The following is a 23,800-nucleotide window of genomic DNA, read 5'->3' as shown; positions in this document are numbered from 1 at the left end:
TAGTAATAATGCGGGGTAGAGCAGTCTGGTAGCTCGACAGGCTCATAACCTGTAGGCCGTTGGTTCAAATCCTTCCCCCGCAACTTTTTTGCGTTAAGTTTGTAAGTTATTTATTTTGATTTTTCCTGTTATTAATTTTTTTGTGAGGTGAGGGTAATTTAGGGAAGGTGTTATCGTTATTAATAATGAGCTGTTATTTTTAATGTAGTGCAGGCTTTAAGGTAGTGGTTACTCATTAAAAGTGGTTCATTTATACAAAAATTTTAATTTGTTATTTGCTAGCTAATAGCACTATGTGTTACCTGATTTTATTCCATATCATATTAAAGTTATGTAAAGTGTAATATATAAGATAACTATTGACTTGTGTTGTCATAATTAAAGTTACGTTAATGTTGATGGTTTTTATGAGATATAGTAGTCATGCGAAGGAAGAGTTATTTAGTAAAGAACAAATTCATCGATGGCAAATGGCATATATTGTATTGTCAGTCTCATATTTAATATTATTAACTAGTGCATTTTTTCTTATTTTATATGGACCTAGCAATATAAAATTTTTAGGAGATTATCTTTTCTTAACAGTTGCAGCATTATCATTTATCTCGCAGTTTATTAATATTACATGTCATATATTGAATATAATTAATGTAAAGCGTGAATTAGGAGGAAAGCTAAAATCAACTAAAGATTCTAGTGTATCAGATGTTAAAAAGCAACTAATAGTATCATCAGGTTTTATTGGTGAATCTATAGGATTTTGTTGTATAGCTTCTATACTTCTGATCTTAGGGGCGCACTTAATGCCTTTTAATTCTATAGCTTTGCCTATGCGTGTTTTTAATATCTTAGCGTCATCATTCTCTATAATGTATGGATCTATACTTTTAATGAGAAGTATTCAAGACAATGCTGTATCAAAAAAATCTAATAGTATTGGGATAAAGTTGCATGCTAGGTGGACAGTATTGAATAGTATATTCTTTCTTTCATTAGGGATTTATAATATTTTATATGAAACAGTATTATATGAGCTTTTAGACTTTTATAGTAATCATAATCTTGCTATGCTTTTAAAAGCTACTGTCTTTATTGGATATGCAGTTGTTTTAACGTCTATCTTCTTTTCACAAGTTTTTGGGCCGCATCATGCTGTAGCAACTGAACACAGTAATACATGGACAACAAAGGAAGTATTAGAAGAAAAAGCAAAGCTAAATGAAGAATTGAGGACTTGTAATATTAAGCCGCAAGATTTGGGTTTTATAGTACAGACGGTTGATAATAAATCTGATCTGTTATTGACTGATCTTTAATGATGAAATGTACAATACTATTTGTAGATGTACATTTACTTGATGTAAAGAATTGGTTCAGATTTGAAATTAAGTAAATGTTTATCACCTAAGTTAATGAATGAATATACACTCCAAAATAATAACTTACTTTAGTCTGTTTATTGGATACTATGAAATTTAAAAGAATTATTAATGAATGTTATTGAATTTAGGAGTAAAGTGGTGGTGTATATTACTAAATCCATAAATGTATGTGTGTTTAAAATTTTTTATCTTCTCTAGTAGCTTAATAAAAAGAATGAAAAAACTGTGAAAGGATAAGTAAAATTAATCATCTATTAATAATAAAGGTTGGTTAAGTATTGAGGATACAATATCACTTAAGAATAATAGATGTTTTGTAATAATACTGATGTTAGTTTATATTTGAGTCTATTTTCATGTAAATTTTTATTCTGAATACATATATTGATGATAATTGAATAAAAAATGAAGAAACTAGCAATAAAAAAGTTAATAACAGTGATCTATATTTAATAATGAAAAATTCATTTAAGATTAGATTCTTTAGGATTAAATCCAAATATTAAGCGTTGTGACGATGGTGATATGAATAACCTATACTGTTATTTATAAAGTTCAGTATTAAAAGTAAATGTTAACTATTTCTTAATCTTAGAGAACTTATTTTAATAAATCCTTCTGCATCTCCGTGATTGTAATTCTCTGATGCGTCAAAGCTTGCTAGATCATGTGAATATAAGCTGTTTTTAGATTTTCGTCCCACGATCATAACAGATCCTTTATATAATTTTAAGCGTACAACTCCGTTTACTTTTTCTTGCGACTTATCGATGAGTGCTTGTAACATTTGTCTTTCAGTAGTCCACCAATAACCATTGTATATTAGTTTGGCATATTTTGGCATTATTTCATCTTTAAGGTGTGCTGCTTCTCTGTCTAAAGTTATACTTTCTATGGCACGGTGTGCATGTAAAAGTATTGTTCCTCCAGGAGTTTCATATACTCCTCGTGATTTTATTCCTACATAGCGATTTTCTACTATGTCTATAATTCCTATACCATGTTTACCACCTATTGTATTCAATTGTTTTAATAGATTTGCGGGTGAAAGAGGTACATTATTTATTGCATATGGATCTCCTTTTTCAAAGGAAATTTCTATATATTCTGGAGTATCACTAGCTGATTCTGGAATTACTGATCTGGAGAGCATTGTATAGTCAGGTTCAACATATGGGTCTTCTAAGGATTTTCCTTCATATGAAGTGTGCAATAGGTTTGCATCTATAGAATACGGTGGTTCACTTGCTTTGTCTAAAGGAACATCTATGTCGTGCTTTTTTGCATATTCTACTAAGCTGGTTCTTGAGGTTAATTCCCACTGACGCCAAGGTGCTATTACCTTTATATTTGGGTTGCAAGAATAGTATCCAAATTCGAATCTAATCTGATCATTTCCTTTTCCAGTTGCTCCGTGTGCTACAGCATCTGCTCCTGTGAGGTGAGCTATTTCAATTTGCCGTTTAGCTATTAGTGGCCTTGCTATAGATGTACCAAGCAAATAATATCCTTCATATACAGTATTTGCTCTAAACATGGGAAATACAAAATCTTTTACAAATTCTTCCTTTAGGTCTTCTATGAAAATTTCTTTGACGTTTAATGAAATTGCCTTTTGTCTTATAGCAGACATATCATCGTTTTGACCTAAATCTGCAGTAAATACTACTACTTCACAGTTATATTGTTCTTGAAGCCATCTTAATATAACTGAGGTATCTAACCCTCCTGAGTAAGCTAATACTATTTTTTTCATTAGATTATAATAATTATGTATAGTTTAAATTTTATTATGTTTTTATTAGAATGACAAGTTATTATTAGTTGATTATTGACATTGTAGTGGTTTGAAAGTTCGATCTTATCGAAATAAGTTGAAATATTAATAAAATTACAATGCAAATAATAATTTATATTATATTATGTATAACTATATTGATAAAATAGTGTATTCATGAAGATTATCTTGTATCTAAAAATTATACTTTTGGTATTAATTTGTTTGAAATGCAATGAAGTAATTGCAAAAGATATAGTAGGTAGCTCTATTGGCAATTTTTATATTGGTGGTTCTTATGGATATGATAAAAAAATACTAGAGTTTAAAATTGGAGATGGATATTTAGATTTTGATTTTAGTGTAAATAATGTAATTGGTTATAATGTTGAACTGTCCTTGGGTTATATATGTCCTAGTGCTTCTTCAAATAATTTTAGAACTGATTTAGAATTTGTGTATATAACTAAGAAAAAAGTACTTAATGAACAAAAGATACTTAATCAAGATAATGAAGAATCTTTGAAAAAGAAAATGTTATACTGGAATAGCAATAAGTATAAAATTTTCTTTAATTTGTACTATGATGTTGGTAATTTTTTTAGTATAAGGGACCTTACGTTTTTCTTTGGATCAGGTATTGATATCCATTATCTTATTGATTGGTTTTCAAAAAGTAGTGAATCTCTAGATCTTAAAAACAAATTAATGATACAAAATATAGTTGGTATAAAATATCAATTATTACGTAATATTGCTATGTATAGTGGTTATAGATATTTTATTGGTTATGAAAAACCCAGAGATGGTGTTAATTTGAAACATTGTTGTATTTTAGGATCTTATGGTCTTATGTTTGGTTTAGAATTTATTTTTTAATGCTATATATTGATAATTTACATTAATTATTATTTATAACATATTGGTTTTTAATTAGTAAATTTTTTACTTATTGTGATGTGAATTATAGAAATGGTTTTTCTAAAGAATTTATTATTATATTTTCATGATTAAAAACGTGTTATTAATTATACATGAGTATACATTAATTTAATTCTTAAATGTGTTATTTATCTTATTGATAATATATAAGTAATTTATAGTTAAAAATGATGCAAGATAGTAATATCTCAATAAGGTAATAGAGAAATTATTGACTTAGATTGTATTAATTGTATTGGATAATTTATCCTAATAATTTTTATGTTGACTTCATAGTAGAGATTTGTATATCAAATATATAGTTAATATTTTTACTTTTTATGAAAAATTATATATATGCCATTATATGTTTTGCAGTTATTACATTTAGTTTTGACGCTATAGCTAATCATTTTTATTTAACAGGAGGTTATAATTTTTTGGGAGATTATTCTGATAGTTTTAAGTCAGAATATATAGATTATCAGCATCTTAATATAGATATTAGTACTGCGATTGGGTATAAATTGAATAATAATTTTTTTTATGAATTTAAAATAAGGTATGCAAATATAAAACCTGCAATACAGAAATTAATGGATTTTGAAAAAATGGATTTGATTGATATATTGCAAAGGATTATTGGCAGAAAACTTTATACATCAAAGATAGAAAATATATTTGAAATTAATAGTGTTACTACTCTTGTTAATTCTGGATATGATTATGTTATTAGTAATAAATTAATGGCATACTTAAGTTGTGGGATTGGTATTGCTGGTTTATTGAATTATCAGGGATTTAGAAGTAATGCTTTGACTCATTATGGTATGAGCGTGCAGAGTGAGGTTGGATTGTGTTATATTGATAAAAAAAAAGTAAGCTTATGTATAGGATATAGCTATTTGAGAAATTATTGGAAATATGATACAAATAAAATCTATGATGAAGATGGAAATACTGTAATGTATCATTTTCAGGATTTTCAATTGAATTCTCATGTTGTATTTGTTGATTTTAAGATTATGTTATAATACTGGGTTAAGCTTTACTGTGCTTGAGGCATATAGTAATTGTTTAATGAGATTTATTTTTAAAAACATCAGTAGTATTATGATTAATTTTAGGGGCTGTCGATAAGAATATAATACTGTTTTGATTTTTTTAATAGCTTTCTTGCATTGTGTGATTATACTTTATATAACTTGAGATATATAAAAATGTTAACTTGGTAGTGTATAATGGTCAAAAATTTTTCAAAGAATCTATCTAGATTTCTTCTTTCTCCTCTTGCTCCTACTGATTTTCCTGTTATGCCTGAAATTGATGGAATTGAGTTGTATTCTTTTGCGTGTGGTATTAGAAAGACTTTGGATGGGCTTGATCTTTTAATAGTAAAAATGCCAATTAACACTAGTGTGGGAGGTGTTTTTACAACTTCTTATACAGCAAGCAGCAATGTTGAACATTGTAGGAAGATACTTCCTTATGGTAAAGCAAGAATTTTAATTGTGAATTCTGGTAATGCCAATGTTGCAGTAGGTATTGGAGGGTATAAAGTTGTTGAAGAAGTTACAAGATTATGTGCGGAAAGGTTTGGTTGTTCTACTCAAGAAGTCTATTTCTGCTCTACAGGAGTTATAGGCATTCCCTTGCCGGTTGATAAAATTAAATCTGTTATACTAGATCCTACATGGAGTAGTGCTAAAAACTCCTGGGAAGATGCTGCTAATAGTATTACTACAACTGATACTTTTATAAAAATGGTAACAAAAGAAGTATTAATTTGTGGTGAGAAAGTTACGATTAATGGGATATGTAAGGGTTCAGGTATGATTGCTCCTAATATGGCGACAATGTTAGCATATGTTTTTACTGATGCTAATATCAAGTCAGATGTATTGCAAAAATTATTAAGAGAATATGTTGATGTATCTTTTAATAATATTACTGTTGATGGAGATACTTCTACTAGTGATTCAGTTTTGATATTTGCGACAAATCTTGCTAAACATGAACAGGTGTGCTCTGTTGATGATCAAGTCATTGATGACTTTAAGATTGCTTTAAGAGATATGTTAGTGGAAATGGCACATTTGATTGTCAGAGATGGAGAAGGAGTGGAAAAATTTATTACAATTAATATTAAAAATGCTATATCATTGAATTCTGCTAGAAAATTAGGGTTTTCGGTAGCGAATTCCTTACTTGTAAAAACTGCTATAGCAGGTGGAGATGCTAATTGGGGTAGGATAATTATGGCTATAGGTAAAGCTGGAGAGCCATTTAATAAGAATGAGATTTCATTGAAAATAGGAGATAATGTTGTATTAGTAGATGGTGAAATTAGTTCTACCTATAATAAGGTTGCTGTTAATCAATACGTGAAAGATGAGCAGAATATTTATATTGAAGTTGATATTAATACTGGTAATTTTGATGCAACTATATGGACTTGTGATTTAACTCATAGATTTGTTGATATTAATAGCAAATATTTGACTTAATTATTATTGTTAATTTTAGAAATTACAATGAATTTAAAAATAGCTACGTGGAATGTTAATTCTGTTAGGAAGAGGTTGGATCATCTATGTAGTTGGCTGGTAGAGTATGATATTGATATAGCATTATTACAAGAAATAAAGTGTACAAATGAACAATTTCCTTTTTCTAATGTGGAATCATTAGGATATAGGTGTTATGTACATGGACAGAAAGCTAGAAATGGGGTAGCTATTATAACAAGGTACCCTATAGTTGGGGAATTGGTTACAAGTATTTTTTTATCTGATTACGAATCTAGTTTATGTCACAAATTAAGTTCAGAAGGTTTTATTTATAATTATAGAGAATCTCGTTATTTAGAATGTGTGATTTTATGTAATAATGTTAAAGTTTGTGTTGCTAGTGTATATGTTCCTAATGGGCAAAGTATTGATTCTGATGCGTTTCAATATAAACTTGGATTTTTTGATCAGTTAAGGGAACATATGTTCTCTTTACTTAAACAGGAAGATATTTTAATATTGGGTGGTGATTATAATGTAGGGCCTTATCCTATAGATGTGTATGCTCCTGAAATTATGGATGGTAGGCTGTGCTTTCATAAATCTGAAAGAGAAAAATTTCGATCTATTTTAAATCTAGGATTTACAGATGCTTTTCGGATATTAAATGAGTATGAGCAGAAGTTTACTTGGTGGAATTATAAAGCAGGTGCATGGCAAGAAAACAAGGGTTTAAGGATAGATCATTTATTATTATCACCACAAGCTGTAGATAAGCTGTTATCTTGTGTTATTCATGATAAACTCAGAGGGTTAGATATACCTTCTGATCATGCTCCAGTTGTATGTAGTATTGATTTAAATTCTTAGTCAGTTATATATCAATACAATGTTTGATTTATCTATATCTAGAAATTTGTGTTTTGCAATATATGGTATGTTTTAGATATAGAAATAATTTTACAGTATATTTTGAATGTTTTACCAAGAACTTAATAATGTTTTGTTTGTAATGTATGTTGTATTTGTAGTTTTACTATATGCTGCAATGTATTTTTCATGTAGATATTAATATGAGTACTTATATGATTGAAGGAGGGTTAAGATATACTTTTTAATATTTTTACCGGACTTATTAGGTATATAAATACAATGTTTTACAATGTGTGGATTTGTATTTTACTGTAGAAAAAGTCTGATTATATATTGTGAGTTTTACCTACTGTACTCGCAGCTTTCTTGATATTTAGTAAGATGTTGTCTTTCTTCTGCTATATTAGATTTTATAGCTTCTACTTGTAAATTTAATGATATTGAAGGATCATTTTCTTGCATGGTTTTCATAAGAACCATAGAAGTAATAATTGATATATATACTGAAAATAATAAGATCTTAAAAATATCAGTGCCATTATGTTTTATGAAGTAACTAACAGATGTGAAACTTACATTTGCTATTGATATAATTAATGCCGCACTCCAGTTTACCATTGACCATATTGTATATTTTGTAGATGTGTTGGTATTTTTTAATTCTTTATATTGTTTAATATTTGTGTCTAATAAAATCGAAGCATATTCTATAACAAAAAGTGAAGATAGTATATTCAATATAGAAGCAGCTATAGCAATAGGCTTGTTAATTGGAAAAATTAAAATGGTAATAGTGGATATAATATTGAGTCCTAGTAAGCTTGCTGCTTCTCCTATAAATCCCAAGTAAGAAAATAAGATTTTTTTTGCAGATTTTTTTTTGTAGTTTTTTAATGTAATATTTAAATTGTATATTATATTAATACCATAAAGCAATATTGATGATATTGATAGTATTGCAGTATATGAGAATATAAGATTTTTAACATCTTTTGGAATAATTGGTATTAATTTTATTATAAAAAAAACATTCCATAATGATAAAATTATTATCATAGCTATAAGATGAATTTTTGTGTAACTTAAGGTCTTATTTTGGGTCATGTTTGTATACTTGATATTATGTAAATTTATGATTTTTACTGCCTTATTCTTGAACTATTTTAATAATAAAACTTTTTATTTATTTAAGGTACAAGTATTATAATATATTTTTTGTTGTAGAAATATCTTTTGATATAAAAAAGTCTTTTATAATATCATTAAAATAACTTTCTGTTATGTAAGTTTATAAAAATAAGGTGTTTTTGTATAAAATAACGTGTATTGGTATAGTAAGATGGTATTAAATTGGGTTTAAAAGCATTATATAATTTTAATATTTCTTTTATTAAGTTATAAATATTAAGTTCTTTATAATTAATTACTGTATAATTATGTTGAAATTATAAGAATCATATGTTATATGAATTAGTAAAGGGCTAGGTAGCTCAGTGGTAGAGCAGAAGAATCATAATCTTTTGGCCGTGGGTTCGAATCCCTCCTTAGCCACTTACCGTATTATTTAATGTTTTGTGTTCATACTGTATTTCAGTATCTGATAGTGTTGAGTTAATAGATGATTCTATACTGAACATTATTGTGAATAAAATTATGCTAGCTGCAATGCATGATATTCTAATTATTGGTCCAAGAGGAAAGTTGTTAGGCCCATTGTTACTGTGATTCTCTGTGTCAAAGAGAGTAAAGTATTGGGTTTGTTCTAAGACATTAATGATTTTTCCAGCAAATGCTATAAAACTTATCACTAATGACACTAGAGAAAGGTAAAATAAGTATTCCATATTTTTTGTGTGTGTTATATGCTTATTTTTGTTCATTCTATGATAGTTAAAATATATCAGCAATGGTGATACTATTAATAGCTTGATTAGTATACAAGCAAAGTCTACAGCACCTTTGGTGTGGATTGCTGTTTTTTTACTTGATACTATCTCTAAATTACCTGCTGCTACTTGATATATTGCAATGACTTGTATTATTATAGCAATTGTAGTACTAATTGCTTCAGTTGTGTGTGCTACTTTTTTATATTTCATTAAAGAGTTTTTATCATCAGTATAGTGTGTACATGCTAATTCATAATACGATAGTAGACACAGCATAATGCGTGCTGATAAAACCATCAGCAGATTAATTAACAATAAATCTTTAACGCTAAGCTTAGAAGGAAACCTGATTAGTTGTATAAAAATTGCAAATAGGAACACTCCAAAGTATATGACATTAGCACAAAGTGCTATGTAGAATTTAGTTTTATGTGTTGCTTTCTTAAAAAAAAACATGCACTCTTTCTATGTTGGTTAGTACATTAACATTCCACCATTTACGTGTAAAGTCTGACCTGTAATATATCTGCTTTCATCACTAGCTAAGAATAGAACTGCAGCAGCTACTTCTTCTGGTGTACCTACCCTTTTCATAGGAATGTTTGCAATAATATTATTGCGTTGTTCTTCTGATAATACATCTGTCATTGGTGTTGCAATAAATCCTGGAGCTATACAATTTACGGTTATATTTTTACTTGCAAACTCTTTTGCTATGGATTTGCTCATGGCTATCATAGCAGCTTTGGATGCTGCATAGCTTGTTTGTCCAGGATTACCAGTAAAGGCTATAATTGAAGAGATGTTAATTATTCTGCCTTGATTATTTTTTAACATTGAACGGCATGCATTACGGTTCAGCTTAAAGGTTGTGGTCAAATTTGTATTGATAACTTTGTGCCAGTCTTCATCAGAAGTACGTAATGTGAGTTTATCTAATGTAATACCAGCATTACATACGATACCATCAATACCAGACATAATTTTACATGCATTGTCAACTAAGCCATTAATCTGTTCATTATTTGTTAAATCGCATGGTAAAGTATGTATTATACTATCTGCACTTGAAGATTGTTTTGCAATTTCCTGTAGAACAGATTCTTTAGTACCTGAAATACAAAGTGTAGCTCCTGCATCTGATAAAGTTTTAGTTATAGCCTTTCCAATGCCACCAGATGCTCCAGTGATTAAAAATCTTTTTTGTGATAGATTAAACATGTTAAACCTAAATGTACACTTTAAATATGATATGCTACTTTGTTGAAAATGATAAGTAAAGAGTTGTGTTGTAAAGTGATGCATAAATGTATATTTATGCAAGATGATGGAAGGTTATCAAGATAGTGATGTTGTGTAAATATTTGAATATACGTAATATTTTTTATATTATGGACAAATTTATAGGATATACTTATAAAATTTTATGATGTTAAATAAGTTCAGATAAACGTGTCATGATACATAATGACTAGGAAAATATGTATAATTATTATTATGTTCATGTATGGTAGCATTTGTGTGTAAATTCCTGAAATTAAAAGTAATTATAGAATGTATTTATTAGTATTCTAGAAATAAAATAGCTCGTAAGTTAGTGTATATTTTAGTTAAATAGATATTATTACCTAAAGTATTAGCTTAATGTTGTTATTGTAAAAAGGTATACAAGTTTTATATTTTTTATAGTAGTAATATGTTTTATGATGTATATTATTTATATATGGTATTAGTGCCATGTTATGTATTGTTATGTGTGTTACTATTTTATAATTCTGTTAGAATAGTTTATTTAAGATATCCATGTAACTCTTAGAAAAATAATAAAGTCGTGAATTTTTATAGAATGTTATTAATATTTATGATAAACAAAATATTTGATTTTTATTAGTGTGTTTAATTATTAACTTCATAATAAGTTTGATTAAATGTTCTAGTTGTTAACTAATATGTTGCTGTTGCAAGTGTAGGTATTAATGGGAGATATGAGAAATGATAAGTGCATTACAAGCGCCGAATGAAATACGTAAACGTATGCAGATGTTGTATCGTACAGAAGAAAATAGTTATACAAGGTATTTGACAGAGAAAACAGAAATATCGCAGGATTCTAAAATTAGGATTTATAGTGTTGCAAAACAAATAATAGAGAGAATAAGAGTAGATAGAAATTTAGGTATAATAGATGCTTTTATGCAGGAGTATGGCTTATCAAATGAAGAAGGTATAGCTCTCATGTGTTTAGCAGAATCTTTATTAAGAATACCAGATGATTGCACCATAAATGATTTAATAAAAGATAAGATAGGAAACAGTATGTGGAGTAATCATATAGGAAGTTCTTCATCAATATTTGTTAATGCAGCAACGTGGGGTTTAGTTATAGGTGGAAAAGTATTAAAAGATAGTAGTGATAGTACTCGATTGTTTGGTACTATAAATAATTTATTGAAAACAATGGGTGAGCCTATAATTAGAAAAGCAGTGCAGCAAGCAATGTGTATCTTGGGCAAGCATTTTATAAAGGGAAGAGATATAATAGAAGCACTTAACAATAGAAAAGCAGGTGAGTTATATTCATTTGATATATTAGGGGAAGCTGCAAAAACTAGAAAAGATGCAGAAAGATATTTTACTGAATATATGGCAGCGGTAGAAAGTATAGGAAAGTCTAAAATTGTTAATGGGACAGGAAATTTAATAGATTATGATGAGATATCAGTCAAAATATCTGCATTACATAGTAGATATGAGTTTTCACAAATCGATGAAGTATTAGATGAGATAGTAGATAAATTATTGCAAATATGTAGATTGGCAAAAGAGCATAACATTCGTGTATGTATTGATGCAGAAGAAGCAAGTAGATTAGAAATATCATTAATGATACTTGAAAAATTGCGGTTTGATAGTAGTTTGAATGGATGGGAAGGTCTAGGATTAGCTGTACAAGCGTATCAAAAAAGAGCATTTTCAGTGTTAGATTTTGTAGAAGATATATCAGTTAGATCTCATCATAAAATGATGCTGAGGCTTGTAAAAGGTGCATACTGGGACTATGAAATAAAGAATGCTCAAGAGTTAGGGTTAAGCAGTTATCCAGTGTTTACAAGAAAGGTGTATACTGATGTGTCATATTTAGCATGTACAAGCAAAATTTTAAGTAAGCCAAATACTTTTTCTCCATGTTTTGCTACACATAATGCTTATACATTGGCTGCAATATTGGAAATGGCAAATAAGGATCATCCAGGGTTTGAATTTCAAAGATTGCACGGTATGGGAAATAGTTTATATGAATATGTAACGCAAGAATTAGCAGCAAATGTTAAGTGTAGAGTTTATGCTCCTGTTGGAAGTTATCAGGATTTACTTCCTTATTTGATTAGAAGGTTATTAGAGAATGGAGCAAATAGTTCGTTTATTAATCAATTAAATGATAGTAGTATATCACTGGAACAGTTGATAGAAGATCCATTAGAAAAAGCAAAAGAGTTCGAATATTTACCTCATCCTAATATACCATTACCAAAGGAAATATTTGGGCCTGATAGACTTAATTCTATGGGTATTGATATTACTGATTCTGTTACTTTAGCAAGTTTTAATGAAGAAATGAAAAATTATCAAACTTGCAAGTTTAGAGCAGCTCCAATTATAGGGGGAGAAGAGCCAGATGGTAATTTTATAGAGGTATTTTCTCCAACGAATTCTGAAGATCTTATAGGAGAAGTATTATTTGCAGATTCTGCACAAGCACTATCAGCCTTAGATATAGCATATGATGCGTTTAAAGACTGGTCTAATATTCCAGTTTCTACTCGTGCTGCTATACTAGAAAAAGCAGCTAATTTACTAGAAGAAAATAAACCAAAGTTAATAACTCTACTTATCAGAGAAGGGGGTAAAGTTATTTCTGATGCTATTGCAGAAGTAAGGGAAGCTGTTGACTTTTTACGTTATTATGCACTTCTTGGAAGGCAGGAATTAGAGCAGTCAAAAAAATTACCTGGTCCTGTAGGGGAAGATAATTATCTTTACTTTAGAAGTAGAGGGGTATTTATGTGCATATCTCCTTGGAATTTCCCCTTGGCAATATTTATTGGTCCTATTGCTGCAGCATTAGTTACTGGAAATACTGTACTTGCGAAACCTGCTGAGCAAACTTCTATCATTGCATATGAGACAGTAAAGTTACTGTATGATGCTGGGGTACCGAAAGAAGTTTTACACTTATTGTTAGGTTCTGGTAAAGAATTAGGAGAAGTATTATTAAAGAATGAGAAGATAGGTGGAGTAGCATTTACTGGTTCAACAGAGACAGCTAGTATAATTAATCAATCTATTGCACAAAAAGAAGGCGGTATTATTCCATTCATAGCTGAAACAGGTGGTTTAAATACCATGATAACTGATACTTCTGCATTAATAGAGCAAGTTACAAATGATGTCATAACATCAGCATTTAAAAGTGCTGGACAAAGGTGTTCAGCATTAAGGGTATTATTTGTGCAAGAAGAAATGGCAGATAAACAAATTGAAATGATTTGTGGTGCTATGGAAAGTTTAGTCATAGGAGATCCTATGTTATTAAAGACAGATATAGGACCAGTAATAGATAAGGCATCGCAAGAAATGTTAATGTCTCATGAAAGTAAGATGTCACAAGAGGCAAAGTTATTATGTAAAGTTAAGTTAGGAGAAGATTGTAAAAAAGGTTATTTCTTTGCTCCGTGTGCATATGAGATACAAAGTATATCTCAGTTAAAAAGAGAAGTATTTGGTCCAATATTACATATAATCCGTTATAAGAAAGAAAATTTGCATAAAATTTTGAATGAGATCAATAGTACAGGATATGGGTTAACATTTGCTGTGCAGAGTAGGGTGCAAAGTAACATTGATAATATTATTGATAAAATAAATGTTGGAAATGTTTATGTAAATAGAAATCAAGTTGGAGCAGTAGTAGGGGTGCAACCTTTTGGTGGACAAGGATTATCTGGTACTGGTCCTAAAGCAGGTGGTCCATATTATTTACATAGATTCCTAACAGAAAAAGTGGTAAGTATTAACACTACAGCTTTGGGTGGAAACACTACCTTAATGTGTTTAACTGATTAGATGATTTGATAGAACATATTATTATGTGTTCTGTCTTGATTTGTTAGGAATATTTGTGTGAGTAGTATTGACTAGAAACATAAATGTTACAGTTTTGTAGTATCTAGCGCTATGCTAAAGTGGTAGGTACGTATATTTACATAGATTTTCTGATTAAGATAAGAATGTCCTATCTCCTAAAAAGTATGAACCTGAGATTTATTGGTCATAGTATTATTTTATAATGATCTAATTCTGTTTGTGCTATTGTATTTATTTAGGCTTGTGATTAAGTAGGTACGTGATTTATGTTTAATTAGATAATAACTGTAATATATATGTAGGTGTACCTTTTTATATATGATTTTTTTAATCAATTACTGTAAATATTTATGCATACTAATTTTTATACATGGTTTGATGAGGGATATCAAAATATTTGGATGCCTTATACACAAATGAAAAATTCGCCTCTACCATTAAAGGTAAAGTCTGCTAGTGGATGTTATATAACATTGGAAGATGGTACAAAGTTACTTGATGGTATATCTAGTTGGTGGAGTGTGTGTCATGGGTATTCTCATCCACATATTGTTCAAAAAATTCAAAATCAAGTTGCTAAATTATCTCATGTTATGTTTTCTGGATTAGCACATGAACAAAGTTATGTTCTAGCATCTCGACTTGTCAAAATTGCTCCAAAACAGGAAATGAGTAGAGTTTTCTTTTCAGATTCCGGATCAACTGCTGTTGAAGTTGCTATGAAAATGGCAGTGCAATATCACCAAAATTTGGGCAATGTGAACAAATGTAGTTTTATATCTTTTGTTAATGGATATCATGGGGATACAATGGGTTGTATGTCAATATCTGATCCTGAAAAAATTCATGGTACCAAATTTAAAAAGTATCACCCTTTACAGTTCATTTTGCCTTTACCGCAGACTGAAGAGGAAATTGAGAGTTTTACAAATACAATATATTCTATAAGAGATTGTATTGCTGCTATAATTTTAGAGCCAATCTTGCAAGCAGCAGGTGGGATGTTGATTCATTCTGCAAGTACTGTAAGAAGGATTTATGATATTGCAAGAAATAACAACATATTATTTATAGCAGATGAAGTAGCTACAGGCTTTGGTAGGATTGGGACTATGTTTGGATGTAATCAAGCAGACATTGTTCCAGATATTATGGTCATTGGGAAAGCATTGACAGGTGGATTTTGTACATTATCTGCAACTTTAACTACACAGGAGGTTTATAACGCATTTTTATCAGATAATATAAATGATGCTTTTATGCATGGTCCAACTTTTATGGCAAATGCTTTAGCTTGTGCTGCAGCAAATGCTTCACTTGATCTTTTTGAAAATCAGGATTTAATACAAAATGTTACTTTAATTGAAAATCAACTAAGATCGGAATTAGAAATATTTAGACAACTAAGTTATGTGACTGATATTAGAGTAAAAGGTGCAACTGGGATAATAGAGTTAGAAAGTGGCTTAATTAATAAAAACGATATTATAAGCAAAGGAGTTGAATTAAATGTGTGGATACGTCCTATTAATAATATAATATATGTTATGCCCCCTTTTATCATTAATTCTAGTGAACTTACTAAATTAATAACATCGATATATGTGATACTTAAAAACAATATATAGTATTATGGTAAGTATATATGTAAATGATAGGTAAATTATAATATTCTTTTATCTAATGTAATTACTGTGTTTTTTGTATAGTAAAAGCATTTTGTAGTATTCTGTAAGTAAGTGTTCTGTTGTGTTGTCAATTTAATTATTATTTTGGAGATGAGGTAGATAGTGCAATTATTTAAAGTTGCTAAACCATGAAAATCATGTGGTAAATTATAAAACTATATTTCTGAATGTTGAAGTACTTGTAATATTGTTAATAATAAACATGCTAGCGGGTCTAATAGTGCATTGTTTTCTGTATTTGAGGTAGTGATTCTTATTCTAAAGGAATCGCTAAGTTATAGGGAATCATATGGTAAATTGTGAAACTATATTTCTCTAATGGTGAAAGTATTTGTAATGTTGTTATTAAACCAGTGCAAGTATTGTGTCATACTATCGATCTGATCATCGTTTTGTGTATTTGGGAATGATAATAATTCTTGTTCAAAATCACTAAGCCATGGAGAGTCATATGGTAAAAATATTTTTCTAGATTCAAATATGGGAATAATTTTGTAAAATCTTGTTACTTTATTAGTTGTTGGAACAATACCTATGATGGGTGTTGTGCTAATATTACTTAATTCTTGAATGACTTGTAATCCACTTGCTTTTTTTTCTATAAGTATAGCATTAGGTTTCCAATGATTTGCTAAATTTATTATTTCTTGTTTTAATTGTTGATATTCTAGTTTTACTTTATACACCTCTAATAAGAAAAAGCAGTTGTTTGTGTAAGACCATGTTGTACATACACTATAATTACTTTTCTTGTTAGAAGAAGATGCTGTATCCCAACTTTGAGTTATATTACTATCTTCATTGTTATAGGCACTATATCTTTGAATCCATTTGTATTTTATTATGCCACTTGACAAATGAATCGGGTTTTGTTGAAATTGAGCTGCAAATGCGTATGATCCAAGTTCTGATTTTAATTCTTCTATGTATTTTTTTCCGTATTTTTTATATAGAAGATCCCCTTCTTTTCTTATATGTAAAACATTTCTTATTTTGTTTCCATGTTTAAATTTCCATGGTGAAGTAATAGAATAGAAAGTATTATTCTTTTCTGCTATTATGGGAAGTGATAGTATATGCCATTTATTATGGACCTTTTTTGACAATAAGTATCCAGTTAAATCATCTGTATGTAATCTATGCATTACTATTATAACAATGCTCTTTTTTCTATCATTTAGCCTAGTCATGAAGGATTGTTCAAACCAATGACATACACGTTGTCTGTAAGTTTTGCTTAATGCCTGCATAGGATTCATTGGATCATCTATAATTAGAATATCTCCACCTTCTCCTGTAATGCTTCCTCCTATTGATGTTGCAAATCTATAGCCTCTTTGTGTTGTTTGAAATTTTCGTTTTGTATTCTGATCTTTTGATAATATTACATGTGGAAATAGTTTTTTATACCATTCAGATTGTAATATATGTCGGTTATCTAAAGATAATCTTTCACTGAGTATTTGAGAATAACTTGCAACTATAATTCTAGCTTGAGGATTTAATCCAAAGATCCATGATGGCCATGCTATGCTAACGCATATGGATTTGATAAATCTTGGAGGCATATTAATTATTAATCGATTGATTTTTCCATTGAGGGTAGCTTCTAATCTATCTGCTATTATTTGAATATGCCAATTATTTATTATTTGATTATTTGGTGATACTGTTTTAAAGCATAATTTTAGAAAATCTAAGAAATTATGAGACATTTTTTATAAATATGATGATTTTAACATGTGAAATTTTGGTATTATTTATAATAAGTATAGTATCTTATTTTTATATGGTTTATTATTGTTAATATTAACCTTTTAAAGTATACCTGTAGAGTATATTGCCGAATCAAAGTTCGGCGGGTGAAGTTGACTAATAAACATTACTATATGTATTTTTTGTTTATTTTTTTGCAACTTTAGAATTTTTATGATTATTGTTATATATCATGTATTGTGAGTTATTTACTATGGAATTTTGTATAATAAGGTTAGCATTTAATGTGCATGAAGGCATTGGTATGATAAAATGAAATAAAAAGTTGAGTAATTTTAAAAACATGCTTTTTGATTTGCGTTTATAACTGATTTTTTTTTTAGCTTTGTTATCTCTACCAAACTTTTTTGCTCCTCTGATGTTTGAAGCCATAGTTTGTCCAGCTCGTTGCGTTGGATCCATTTCGTGAGCTATGGTTGACATTAATAAAGTTTTAACTTCTCTTTTGGTTTCTTTTTTTATATAAGTTGGTAAGTTATTTCTTTTTAATTCTTTATGTTTTTTTTTTACATTATGTGTATCAATATTTTTAGATAGTTTTTTTTGTTTATTTAAATATTTTTCTATTTTAATTAATTTTTTATGTATATATAATAGCTGGTTAATATTATCAGATTTATCAATATGGTTATATATTGCTTTAATTTTTAATTTATAAGGAAAAAGCATATTATATATAACATATGATATATCATAATATTAATATATTCATATAAATCTTTTATTAATCTAGATGTTATATTTCTATTTTTATATTATTTTTAAATATTTTAATCAGATTACTAATTACATGATGCTGATACGTGTTATCTACTTCTGCCTTGCTGATTATCTTTTTGGATTTCTAAATTAGGTAAATATGGTTGTTGTTGTTCTATATTCATATTCATATCTTTATAATCTTCAATTTTTTGATTTGTGATAGCTACTTCTAATATAAGTTTTATTTGGTTTAAAATTGTTTTAAGTAGTGCTATTGTTAAACTTGAAGAATCTTTTTTTGATCTTCCAAAGTTTTTCGCATCTTTTTTATTTGATTCAGCAGTTTCTCCTGCACGTTCTACTGGGTCCATCTTATGTGCAATAACTGACATAAGAATATTAAGTTTTAACTTTATGTTATTTTTAATATTTTTGGTCTCTTCATTTTCATTATTATTTTCTAGTATTAAGACATTTGGTGTTTGATTACTGTAAATTTCTGCTTTTTCTTTTGATGATTCCTGCTTTGTTATAGAAAGGTTTTGTAACAAGGATTCATCTTGTATTATTTTTAATAGAGCAGATATTCTTTTTTCTGCTATACAGAGTTTTTGATAGTTATTACACTTATCTATCATTTGATATATTAATTTTTGTTGTCGTAGCACTGTAATTATTTTTATAATTATTAATACATATTGAATATATATTAATTATATTAATAATTATTAAAAATTACTTTTTTGTAACTTATTAAAATTATATTAAAATTGTCAAAATTACTTGATTCATAATATCTTTCATATAACTCAACAATACATTTTGCTGATATTACTTCTTTTTTATTAATAGTTATTTTGAGTTCCATAATATCGTTGTTGAAAGAATATTGTTGTAAAAGTTGATTTGCAGGTGAGTAATCTATGATGCCATTGATTTTGAATATTACATGTTTATTCCCTGAGTTCTCTAAAGCAGTTTTCCACCCTGATAAGGAAATGTTTTTAGTATATTCATTTTTATTATGTAGGCTAATTCGTAAACTTTTTATATTATTTAAAGAGGAAAAAGAGTTATTAAAATCCTTAATTTGTAGTTGTATTGACATAAATTTTTTTTGCTAAGATATTAAAATTTAATAATGCATACGCAATTTCGTTATGCTGATTTGTATTATAACTGTATTCTGGGGCAATCTCGTATTCAAAATTAGGTATATCAGATTTATGATTGACTAGTAAATCAGTGATTAAATTTAGTATTATGTATAGTGTATTAGACTGGTAACAATAGATTTTACATGATAATTGTATTTTTGACATATTACTGTTGAACGTATTTAGTGTTTTTAAGTTACTTATGTACATATACATGTATGGTAGTGATACTTTATTGGGTATAACATCGTATATATCAGTTATAATATTAATTAAGTTATTATTAGATTTGAGTAATTTGATAATTGAGTTAAAGATTTCCTGTGTTATATTTGTCATAAAACTAACTTTAGTTCACGGAAGGGAGAGTATATGTTTTTTACAAAAGTTAAATTATTAATATTTTCTGATTCTCTGTTTTTATATGATATAGCAACATGATGTAGTATACCATATCTAATTTGTGCAGGTATTAATGCATTGTCTGTATATCCTGCTTCATATAGAATTTCTATTCTATCTCCATGAATTTGTTTATTGAATGAAATATATGATAGTAATGTATCTACGTGATAGTGTTTTTGATCTATAAATTCTTCACTTCCATTTGTATGTATTGTTTTTACATAATTAACTTTTATTATTGGATTAAATAATAGCTGTATTTTTCCAGGTATATATCTACTACAGGAGATTTCCCATGTTTGTTTCATTAATGACTTTTCAATATACCATTGTGCATATTCGGATGCCATAGTAATCAAATTATTGATTAATATATCATCTTGGTTATTATTTACACGTAAGAAAGATTTTACTTCTGATAAGGTAATAGGCAGAGATATAGGTACAGTTTTACGTGTAATACACAGCATAGAATTTTCTAGCATATAACTCCATTGTTATATTGATAATGGTTTTTTATATTGGGTTTTTATTAAAAAACTAAATTCTCTAATATACTGAGAGAAATTTTGTTAAATATTTTAGCAACAGTATCTTTTTCATGTTTATTGAGGCTTTCTAAACTGCTAGAGTTTAATAGTTGTTCTATAAGATATTTATTGAGTTCTTGAAAGTTGTGAGAGTGTATTTTTTTGATTAGTAATATTAATTCCTTTTCTAAAGAATGTTGAAAGTATGTTAGAAAATTAGATGTTATGTCTTCCATCTTGTTTTCAAATTTTATTTGGTATTTTGTAATGATATCGTCAATTGTATATGAGAACTCATCTAATTTTTTTTGTTGCGTGAAGATTCTTTCACTATTGTTAAAAGTCTTGATCATAATAATATTAATGTTGTATTTGATGTATTATATATACTTGATTTAGTATTGAGGAAGCAGTTTGTTTATGTTTTGGTTGAATATTTTTTGTATTGCTATTTGAATGACATTAAAAAATTTTGTGAGGTATATTTGCGAGTATTAAAGGGATAAGTAGAAATTTATTGAAATTTGCTTAGTAAGTTTTATAATACGTGTTATCTTCTGCGTTTTTATAGGTAACTTTATAAAAAATATAAAGTGTTGATGGGAGAGGTGGCCGAGAGGCTGAAGGCGACGGTTTGCTAAACCGTTATACGACTTAAATCGTATCGAGGGTTCGAATCCCTCTCTCTCCGCCAAAAGTATGTAATGTTGTTTTGAATATAGGAAAAAAAATGAAAGTTATTGGATCACTTAAATCTGCAAAAGTAAGGGATAAGGACTGTAGGGTTGTACGCAGGAAAGGGCGTATCTATGTAATAAATAAGAAAAATCCAAGATTTAAAGCAAGACAAGGATATTAATAAAGTATTTTTCAAGTGCTTTTGTGAAAGTTGTTTTTTAGAGTATTATAAATGCTTTTTTGATTATCTTATTCTAGAGTTGATGTCATGGATTAATTTAACGTTAGGTATTTCTTTTTTAGATAAGAATGCTAATCTAAGGTGTATATATACGTCTAAATGTAATTTTATTAGTTATAGTGCCTATTTGTTTAATGAATGCAAAGTAGAATTGGTGCGGGATGTATTTTTTATTAGCTGTTTATATTTTTAGCAATAGTTCAAATTTATCTATATTTTTATTGTAATTGAGTTATGAGTTGGATAACGTATGCACCTTTCTTATATAAAGTTGATTAATTTAAAAATTATGCATTTTATACATCTTTACTAATTCTAGCCAACATAACTCTATTTACTTCTTATATGAATAAAACAAACGAAGCTAAGCAAGAGACTAATAACACATTTTTTATTAACTAGCTATAAAACTTAAACTTTCTCTTTTGGATACAATAAAGTTTTTTACTTTAGTAAAGGCATGCATTTCTATTTGTCTGACCCTCTCCTTGGATATATTATATTCTTGGCTTAATACTTCTAAAGTATCTGGTTCTTCGATCAATCTTCTTCTAATAAATATGTCACGGTATCTTGTATTTAACGTTGATAAAGCTTGGGTAATTAAGGTCTTCTTTATGTTTAATTCTTCATTTAGTAAATATGTATCTTCTTGATTTGGAGTATCACATTTGATGATTTCTTGTAACTCAATACCATTTTGATTCTCGTTGGAGAACACTACTTCATTTAAGGACCTATCTCTGTGAGAAAAATACCTATTCATTTGTTCTACTTCTTGCTCAGAAGTTGAGCACTCATTTGCAATCAGTTTTATATCTTCTTTTGTAATATTATTGTTGTACTTAAAAAGTTTTTTCTTGATTTTTCTCAAGCTAAAAAATAATTTTCTTTGTGCTTGTGTTGTACCAATTTTAATACATGACCAAGATTTAAGAATATAGTCTTTAATGGAAGCTTTGATCCACCATATTGCATAAGTAGATAATCTAAAGCCAAGAGTAGGGTTAAATTTTTTTACAGCTTGCATCAACCCTATGTTTCCTTCCATTATCAGTTCCATAAGAGGTAATTCGTAATTTTTAAAGCTTAATGCAACTTTAACTACTAATCTTAAGTGGCTAGTAACTAATCTATGGGCATCAGCAATAACTCTATTTTCATACCAGCTTTTTGCTAACCTATCTTCTTCTTCAGGAGACAAGATAGGAAATGCGTATACTTCATTAATATAGGACATTAAATTGTCTTGAGTTAAAGAAAATATAGAATTTGTTAACATATTAACATATAAAACTTAATTACGATACTGCATTATATCAAAGCGATATAACGATGTATAGTAAATTTTTAGGGTTTTCGTGTATTAATTGTCAATATAATTTTTAAGAGTATCTATGAACATACTTATTACTGCTAGGGGCTTTGATATTACTGATAATATTAAAATTTACGTTGAAAACGCTGTACAAGATCACATAACTAAATTTTTTGCAGATGACTTAACGGTAAATATGAAAGTGATCTTATCTAAAGATGCAAACTTGTTTAAGTCTACAGTTAGTATTAGTGATGTCAAGGGTGAGTTTATTAGAATTTCTAAAACGTCAGATACAGCATATCATGCTATAGATAATGCTATTAATTATTTGCGTGATAAATTACAGAAACACAAAAGTGAGAGAATTAGTAAATATCGTCATAATAAAAACTCCATAAAGTCGCAGATGAAATGCTTTGGATATGTATTGGATAGTGATGAAGTGGAAAAATATAATGACATTGATGATTCAGGATTAGTAATAGAAGAAGATGTTATTATACAAACTATGACTATTGGGGATGCAATTATGGAAATGGAATTGTTATCTTTGCCAGCTCTTTTATTTATTAATGTAAAGAATAGTAGAATTAATATGATATATGCTAAGAGTAATGGTAATATAATATGGGTAGATCCACTAAATATATCTCCTGTTAGGTAAGTTAAGTATATTTATTTATAAAAAAAATAAAAAAATTAATATTTATTTATATATTATAATTTATTAATATTTATTTATATATTACAATTTATTAATCAAATATCATGGTTATAAATTTTTTGTAAGTGTTTTAGGTTGAAG

20 protein-coding genes and 3 tRNA genes are annotated in these 23,800 nt (G+C 28.2%); 12 read left to right on the top strand and 11 right to left on the bottom strand.

All coding sequences use genetic code 11. The features are described from left to right. Window positions 1-9 precede the first annotated feature (9 nt). Both EHF_RS02740 and EHF_RS02735 read left to right on the top strand, forming a co-directional pair. A tRNA-Met gene (locus EHF_RS02740) sits at window positions 10-83 on the top strand. A gap of 324 nt (window positions 84-407) precedes the next feature. Beyond that, window positions 408-1,316 (top strand): hypothetical protein, encoded by a 909-nt coding sequence (locus tag EHF_RS02735; protein WP_052349275.1) that lies wholly within the window; start codon window positions 408-410, stop codon window positions 1,314-1,316. Window positions 1,317-1,956: 640 nt separating this feature from the next. Here the strand turns inward: EHF_RS02735 and EHF_RS02730 are convergent. After that, on the bottom strand, window positions 1,957-3,138 hold the full coding sequence (locus EHF_RS02730; RefSeq protein WP_044194939.1) for an argininosuccinate synthase: 1,182 nt from the start codon (window positions 3,136-3,138) through the stop codon (window positions 1,957-1,959). A 246-nt stretch (window positions 3,139-3,384) separates the two neighbouring features. Here EHF_RS02730 and EHF_RS02725 point away from each other — a divergent pair, with 246 nt between their 5' ends. From EHF_RS02725 to xth, 4 genes are all read left to right on the top strand, one after another. Beyond that, a complete protein-coding gene (locus EHF_RS02725; RefSeq protein ID WP_232228926.1) occupies window positions 3,385-4,038 on the top strand; it encodes a hypothetical protein in 654 nt (217 codons plus the stop codon). 383 nt (window positions 4,039-4,421) lie between these two features. Next, window positions 4,422-5,114, top strand: coding sequence for a hypothetical protein (locus EHF_RS02720; RefSeq protein ID WP_044194934.1), 693 nt, complete (start codon window positions 4,422-4,424; stop codon window positions 5,112-5,114). A 207-nt stretch (window positions 5,115-5,321) separates the two neighbouring features. Further along, a complete protein-coding gene (argJ, locus tag EHF_RS02715) occupies window positions 5,322-6,587 on the top strand; it encodes a bifunctional glutamate N-acetyltransferase/amino-acid acetyltransferase ArgJ (protein ID WP_044194930.1) in 1,266 nt (421 codons plus the stop codon). Between the two features lie 27 nt (window positions 6,588-6,614). Continuing rightward, window positions 6,615-7,460 (top strand): exodeoxyribonuclease III, encoded by an 846-nt coding sequence (gene xth, locus EHF_RS02710; protein ID WP_044194927.1) that lies wholly within the window; start codon window positions 6,615-6,617, stop codon window positions 7,458-7,460. Window positions 7,461-7,805: 345 nt separating this feature from the next. On the opposite strand, the gene EHF_RS02705 is transcribed toward xth, so the two are convergent. Continuing rightward, window positions 7,806-8,567, bottom strand: a complete 762-nt coding sequence (locus EHF_RS02705; protein WP_044194926.1) for a hypothetical protein — start codon at window positions 8,565-8,567, stop codon at window positions 7,806-7,808. A 375-nt stretch (window positions 8,568-8,942) separates the two neighbouring features. Here EHF_RS02705 and EHF_RS02700 point away from each other — a divergent pair. Next, window positions 8,943-9,014, top strand: a tRNA-Met gene (locus EHF_RS02700). On the opposite strand, the gene EHF_RS04520 is transcribed toward EHF_RS02700, so the two are convergent. Both EHF_RS04520 and fabG read right to left on the bottom strand, forming a co-directional pair. Then, complete coding sequence (locus EHF_RS04520; RefSeq protein ID WP_052349291.1) at window positions 9,008-9,808, bottom strand: hypothetical protein; 801 nt, start codon at window positions 9,806-9,808, stop codon at window positions 9,008-9,010. The two genes, EHF_RS02700 and EHF_RS04520, sit on opposite strands and share 7 nt — an antisense overlap. Before the next feature lie 18 nt (window positions 9,809-9,826). Beyond that, entirely contained in the window at window positions 9,827-10,573 is a 747-nt protein-coding gene (gene fabG, locus EHF_RS02695) for a 3-oxoacyl-[acyl-carrier-protein] reductase (protein ID WP_044194923.1), read from the bottom strand. A 771-nt stretch (window positions 10,574-11,344) separates the two neighbouring features. On the opposite strand from fabG, the gene putA reads away from it, so the two are divergent. After that, window positions 11,345-14,476 carry a bifunctional proline dehydrogenase/L-glutamate gamma-semialdehyde dehydrogenase PutA gene (gene putA / locus EHF_RS02690; protein WP_044194922.1) on the top strand — a complete coding sequence of 1,044 codons (3,132 nt, stop codon included), beginning with the start codon at window positions 11,345-11,347 and terminating at the stop codon, window positions 14,474-14,476. Between the two features lie 371 nt (window positions 14,477-14,847). Further along, the gene (locus EHF_RS02685; RefSeq protein ID WP_044194919.1) at window positions 14,848-16,125 is read left to right on the top strand and encodes an adenosylmethionine--8-amino-7-oxononanoate transaminase; all 1,278 of its coding nucleotides are present in this window, start codon (window positions 14,848-14,850) and stop codon (window positions 16,123-16,125) included. 365 nt (window positions 16,126-16,490) lie between these two features. On the opposite strand, the gene terL is transcribed toward EHF_RS02685, so the two are convergent. The 6 genes from terL to EHF_RS02650 form a co-directional block, all read right to left on the bottom strand. Next, on the bottom strand, window positions 16,491-17,900 hold the full coding sequence (terL, locus tag EHF_RS02680; protein WP_044194916.1) for a phage terminase large subunit: 1,410 nt from the start codon (window positions 17,898-17,900) through the stop codon (window positions 16,491-16,493). Window positions 17,901-18,087: 187 nt separating this feature from the next. Further along, window positions 18,088-18,630: a hypothetical protein gene (locus EHF_RS02675; protein WP_044194913.1), complete on the bottom strand. Its 543-nt coding sequence runs from the start codon at window positions 18,628-18,630 to the stop codon at window positions 18,088-18,090. 137 nt (window positions 18,631-18,767) lie between these two features. Then, on the bottom strand, window positions 18,768-19,301 hold the full coding sequence (locus tag EHF_RS02670; protein WP_044194910.1) for a hypothetical protein: 534 nt from the start codon (window positions 19,299-19,301) through the stop codon (window positions 18,768-18,770). 80 nt (window positions 19,302-19,381) lie between these two features. Beyond that, window positions 19,382-19,771 (bottom strand): phage tail tube protein, encoded by a 390-nt coding sequence (locus EHF_RS02665; protein WP_044194908.1) that lies wholly within the window; start codon window positions 19,769-19,771, stop codon window positions 19,382-19,384. A 384-nt stretch (window positions 19,772-20,155) separates the two neighbouring features. Further along, window positions 20,156-20,710, bottom strand: coding sequence for a head-tail connector protein (locus tag EHF_RS02655; RefSeq protein WP_044194903.1), 555 nt, complete (start codon window positions 20,708-20,710; stop codon window positions 20,156-20,158). Window positions 20,711-20,757: 47 nt separating this feature from the next. Next, window positions 20,758-21,108 (bottom strand): ECH_0659 family protein, encoded by a 351-nt coding sequence (locus EHF_RS02650; RefSeq protein WP_044194901.1) that lies wholly within the window; start codon window positions 21,106-21,108, stop codon window positions 20,758-20,760. Window positions 21,109-21,357: 249 nt separating this feature from the next. Here EHF_RS02650 and EHF_RS02645 point away from each other — a divergent pair. Continuing rightward, window positions 21,358-21,449 (top strand) — tRNA-Ser (locus EHF_RS02645). Window positions 21,450-21,485: 36 nt separating this feature from the next. Then, window positions 21,486-21,614: a type B 50S ribosomal protein L36 gene (ykgO, locus tag EHF_RS02640; RefSeq protein WP_006011728.1), complete on the top strand. Its 129-nt coding sequence runs from the start codon at window positions 21,486-21,488 to the stop codon at window positions 21,612-21,614. Window positions 21,615-22,068: 454 nt separating this feature from the next. On the opposite strand, the gene EHF_RS02635 is transcribed toward ykgO, so the two are convergent. Continuing rightward, a complete protein-coding gene (locus EHF_RS02635) occupies window positions 22,069-22,956 on the bottom strand; it encodes an RNA polymerase factor sigma-32 (protein ID WP_044194899.1) in 888 nt (295 codons plus the stop codon). 115 nt (window positions 22,957-23,071) lie between these two features. Between EHF_RS02635 and hpf the strand changes: the two genes are divergently transcribed. After that, on the top strand, window positions 23,072-23,659 hold the full coding sequence (hpf, locus tag EHF_RS02630) for a ribosome hibernation-promoting factor, HPF/YfiA family (protein ID WP_044194897.1): 588 nt from the start codon (window positions 23,072-23,074) through the stop codon (window positions 23,657-23,659). Window positions 23,660-23,800 lie beyond the last annotated feature (141 nt).

Origin of the sequence: Ehrlichia japonica, assembly GCF_000632845.1 — a bacterium.
GTDB lineage: Bacteria > Pseudomonadota > Alphaproteobacteria > Rickettsiales > Anaplasmataceae > Ehrlichia > Ehrlichia japonica.
This window is presented reverse-complemented; position numbering and strand designations above follow the sequence as displayed.

Coding starts and splice junctions, on each gene's coding strand:
- ykgO (WP_006011728.1), top strand. CDS start 21,486: ATGAAAGTTATTGGATCACTTAAATCTGCAAAAGTAAGGGATAAGGAC.
- EHF_RS02675 (WP_044194913.1), bottom strand. CDS start 18,630: ATGCTTTTTCCTTATAAATTAAAAATTAAAGCAATATATAACCATATT.
- EHF_RS02665 (WP_044194908.1), bottom strand. CDS start 19,771: ATGTCAATACAACTACAAATTAAGGATTTTAATAACTCTTTTTCCTCT.
- hpf (WP_044194897.1), top strand. CDS start 23,072: ATGAACATACTTATTACTGCTAGGGGCTTTGATATTACTGATAATATT.
- xth (WP_044194927.1), top strand. CDS start 6,615: ATGAATTTAAAAATAGCTACGTGGAATGTTAATTCTGTTAGGAAGAGG.
- EHF_RS02735 (WP_052349275.1), top strand. CDS start 408: ATGAGATATAGTAGTCATGCGAAGGAAGAGTTATTTAGTAAAGAACAA.
- terL (WP_044194916.1), bottom strand. CDS start 17,900: ATGTCTCATAATTTCTTAGATTTTCTAAAATTATGCTTTAAAACAGTA.
- putA (WP_044194922.1), top strand. CDS start 11,345: ATGATAAGTGCATTACAAGCGCCGAATGAAATACGTAAACGTATGCAG.
- EHF_RS02705 (WP_044194926.1), bottom strand. CDS start 8,567: ATGACCCAAAATAAGACCTTAAGTTACACAAAAATTCATCTTATAGCT.
- EHF_RS04520 (WP_052349291.1), bottom strand. CDS start 9,808: ATGTTTTTTTTTAAGAAAGCAACACATAAAACTAAATTCTACATAGCA.
- EHF_RS02650 (WP_044194901.1), bottom strand. CDS start 21,108: ATGATCAAGACTTTTAACAATAGTGAAAGAATCTTCACGCAACAAAAA.
- EHF_RS02730 (WP_044194939.1), bottom strand. CDS start 3,138: ATGAAAAAAATAGTATTAGCTTACTCAGGAGGGTTAGATACCTCAGTT.
- EHF_RS02685 (WP_044194919.1), top strand. CDS start 14,848: ATGCATACTAATTTTTATACATGGTTTGATGAGGGATATCAAAATATT.
- EHF_RS02720 (WP_044194934.1), top strand. CDS start 4,422: ATGAAAAATTATATATATGCCATTATATGTTTTGCAGTTATTACATTT.
- fabG (WP_044194923.1), bottom strand. CDS start 10,573: ATGTTTAATCTATCACAAAAAAGATTTTTAATCACTGGAGCATCTGGT.
- EHF_RS02635 (WP_044194899.1), bottom strand. CDS start 22,956: ATGTTAACAAATTCTATATTTTCTTTAACTCAAGACAATTTAATGTCC.
- EHF_RS02670 (WP_044194910.1), bottom strand. CDS start 19,301: ATGATAGATAAGTGTAATAACTATCAAAAACTCTGTATAGCAGAAAAA.
- argJ (WP_044194930.1), top strand. CDS start 5,322: ATGGTCAAAAATTTTTCAAAGAATCTATCTAGATTTCTTCTTTCTCCT.
- EHF_RS02655 (WP_044194903.1), bottom strand. CDS start 20,710: ATGCTAGAAAATTCTATGCTGTGTATTACACGTAAAACTGTACCTATA.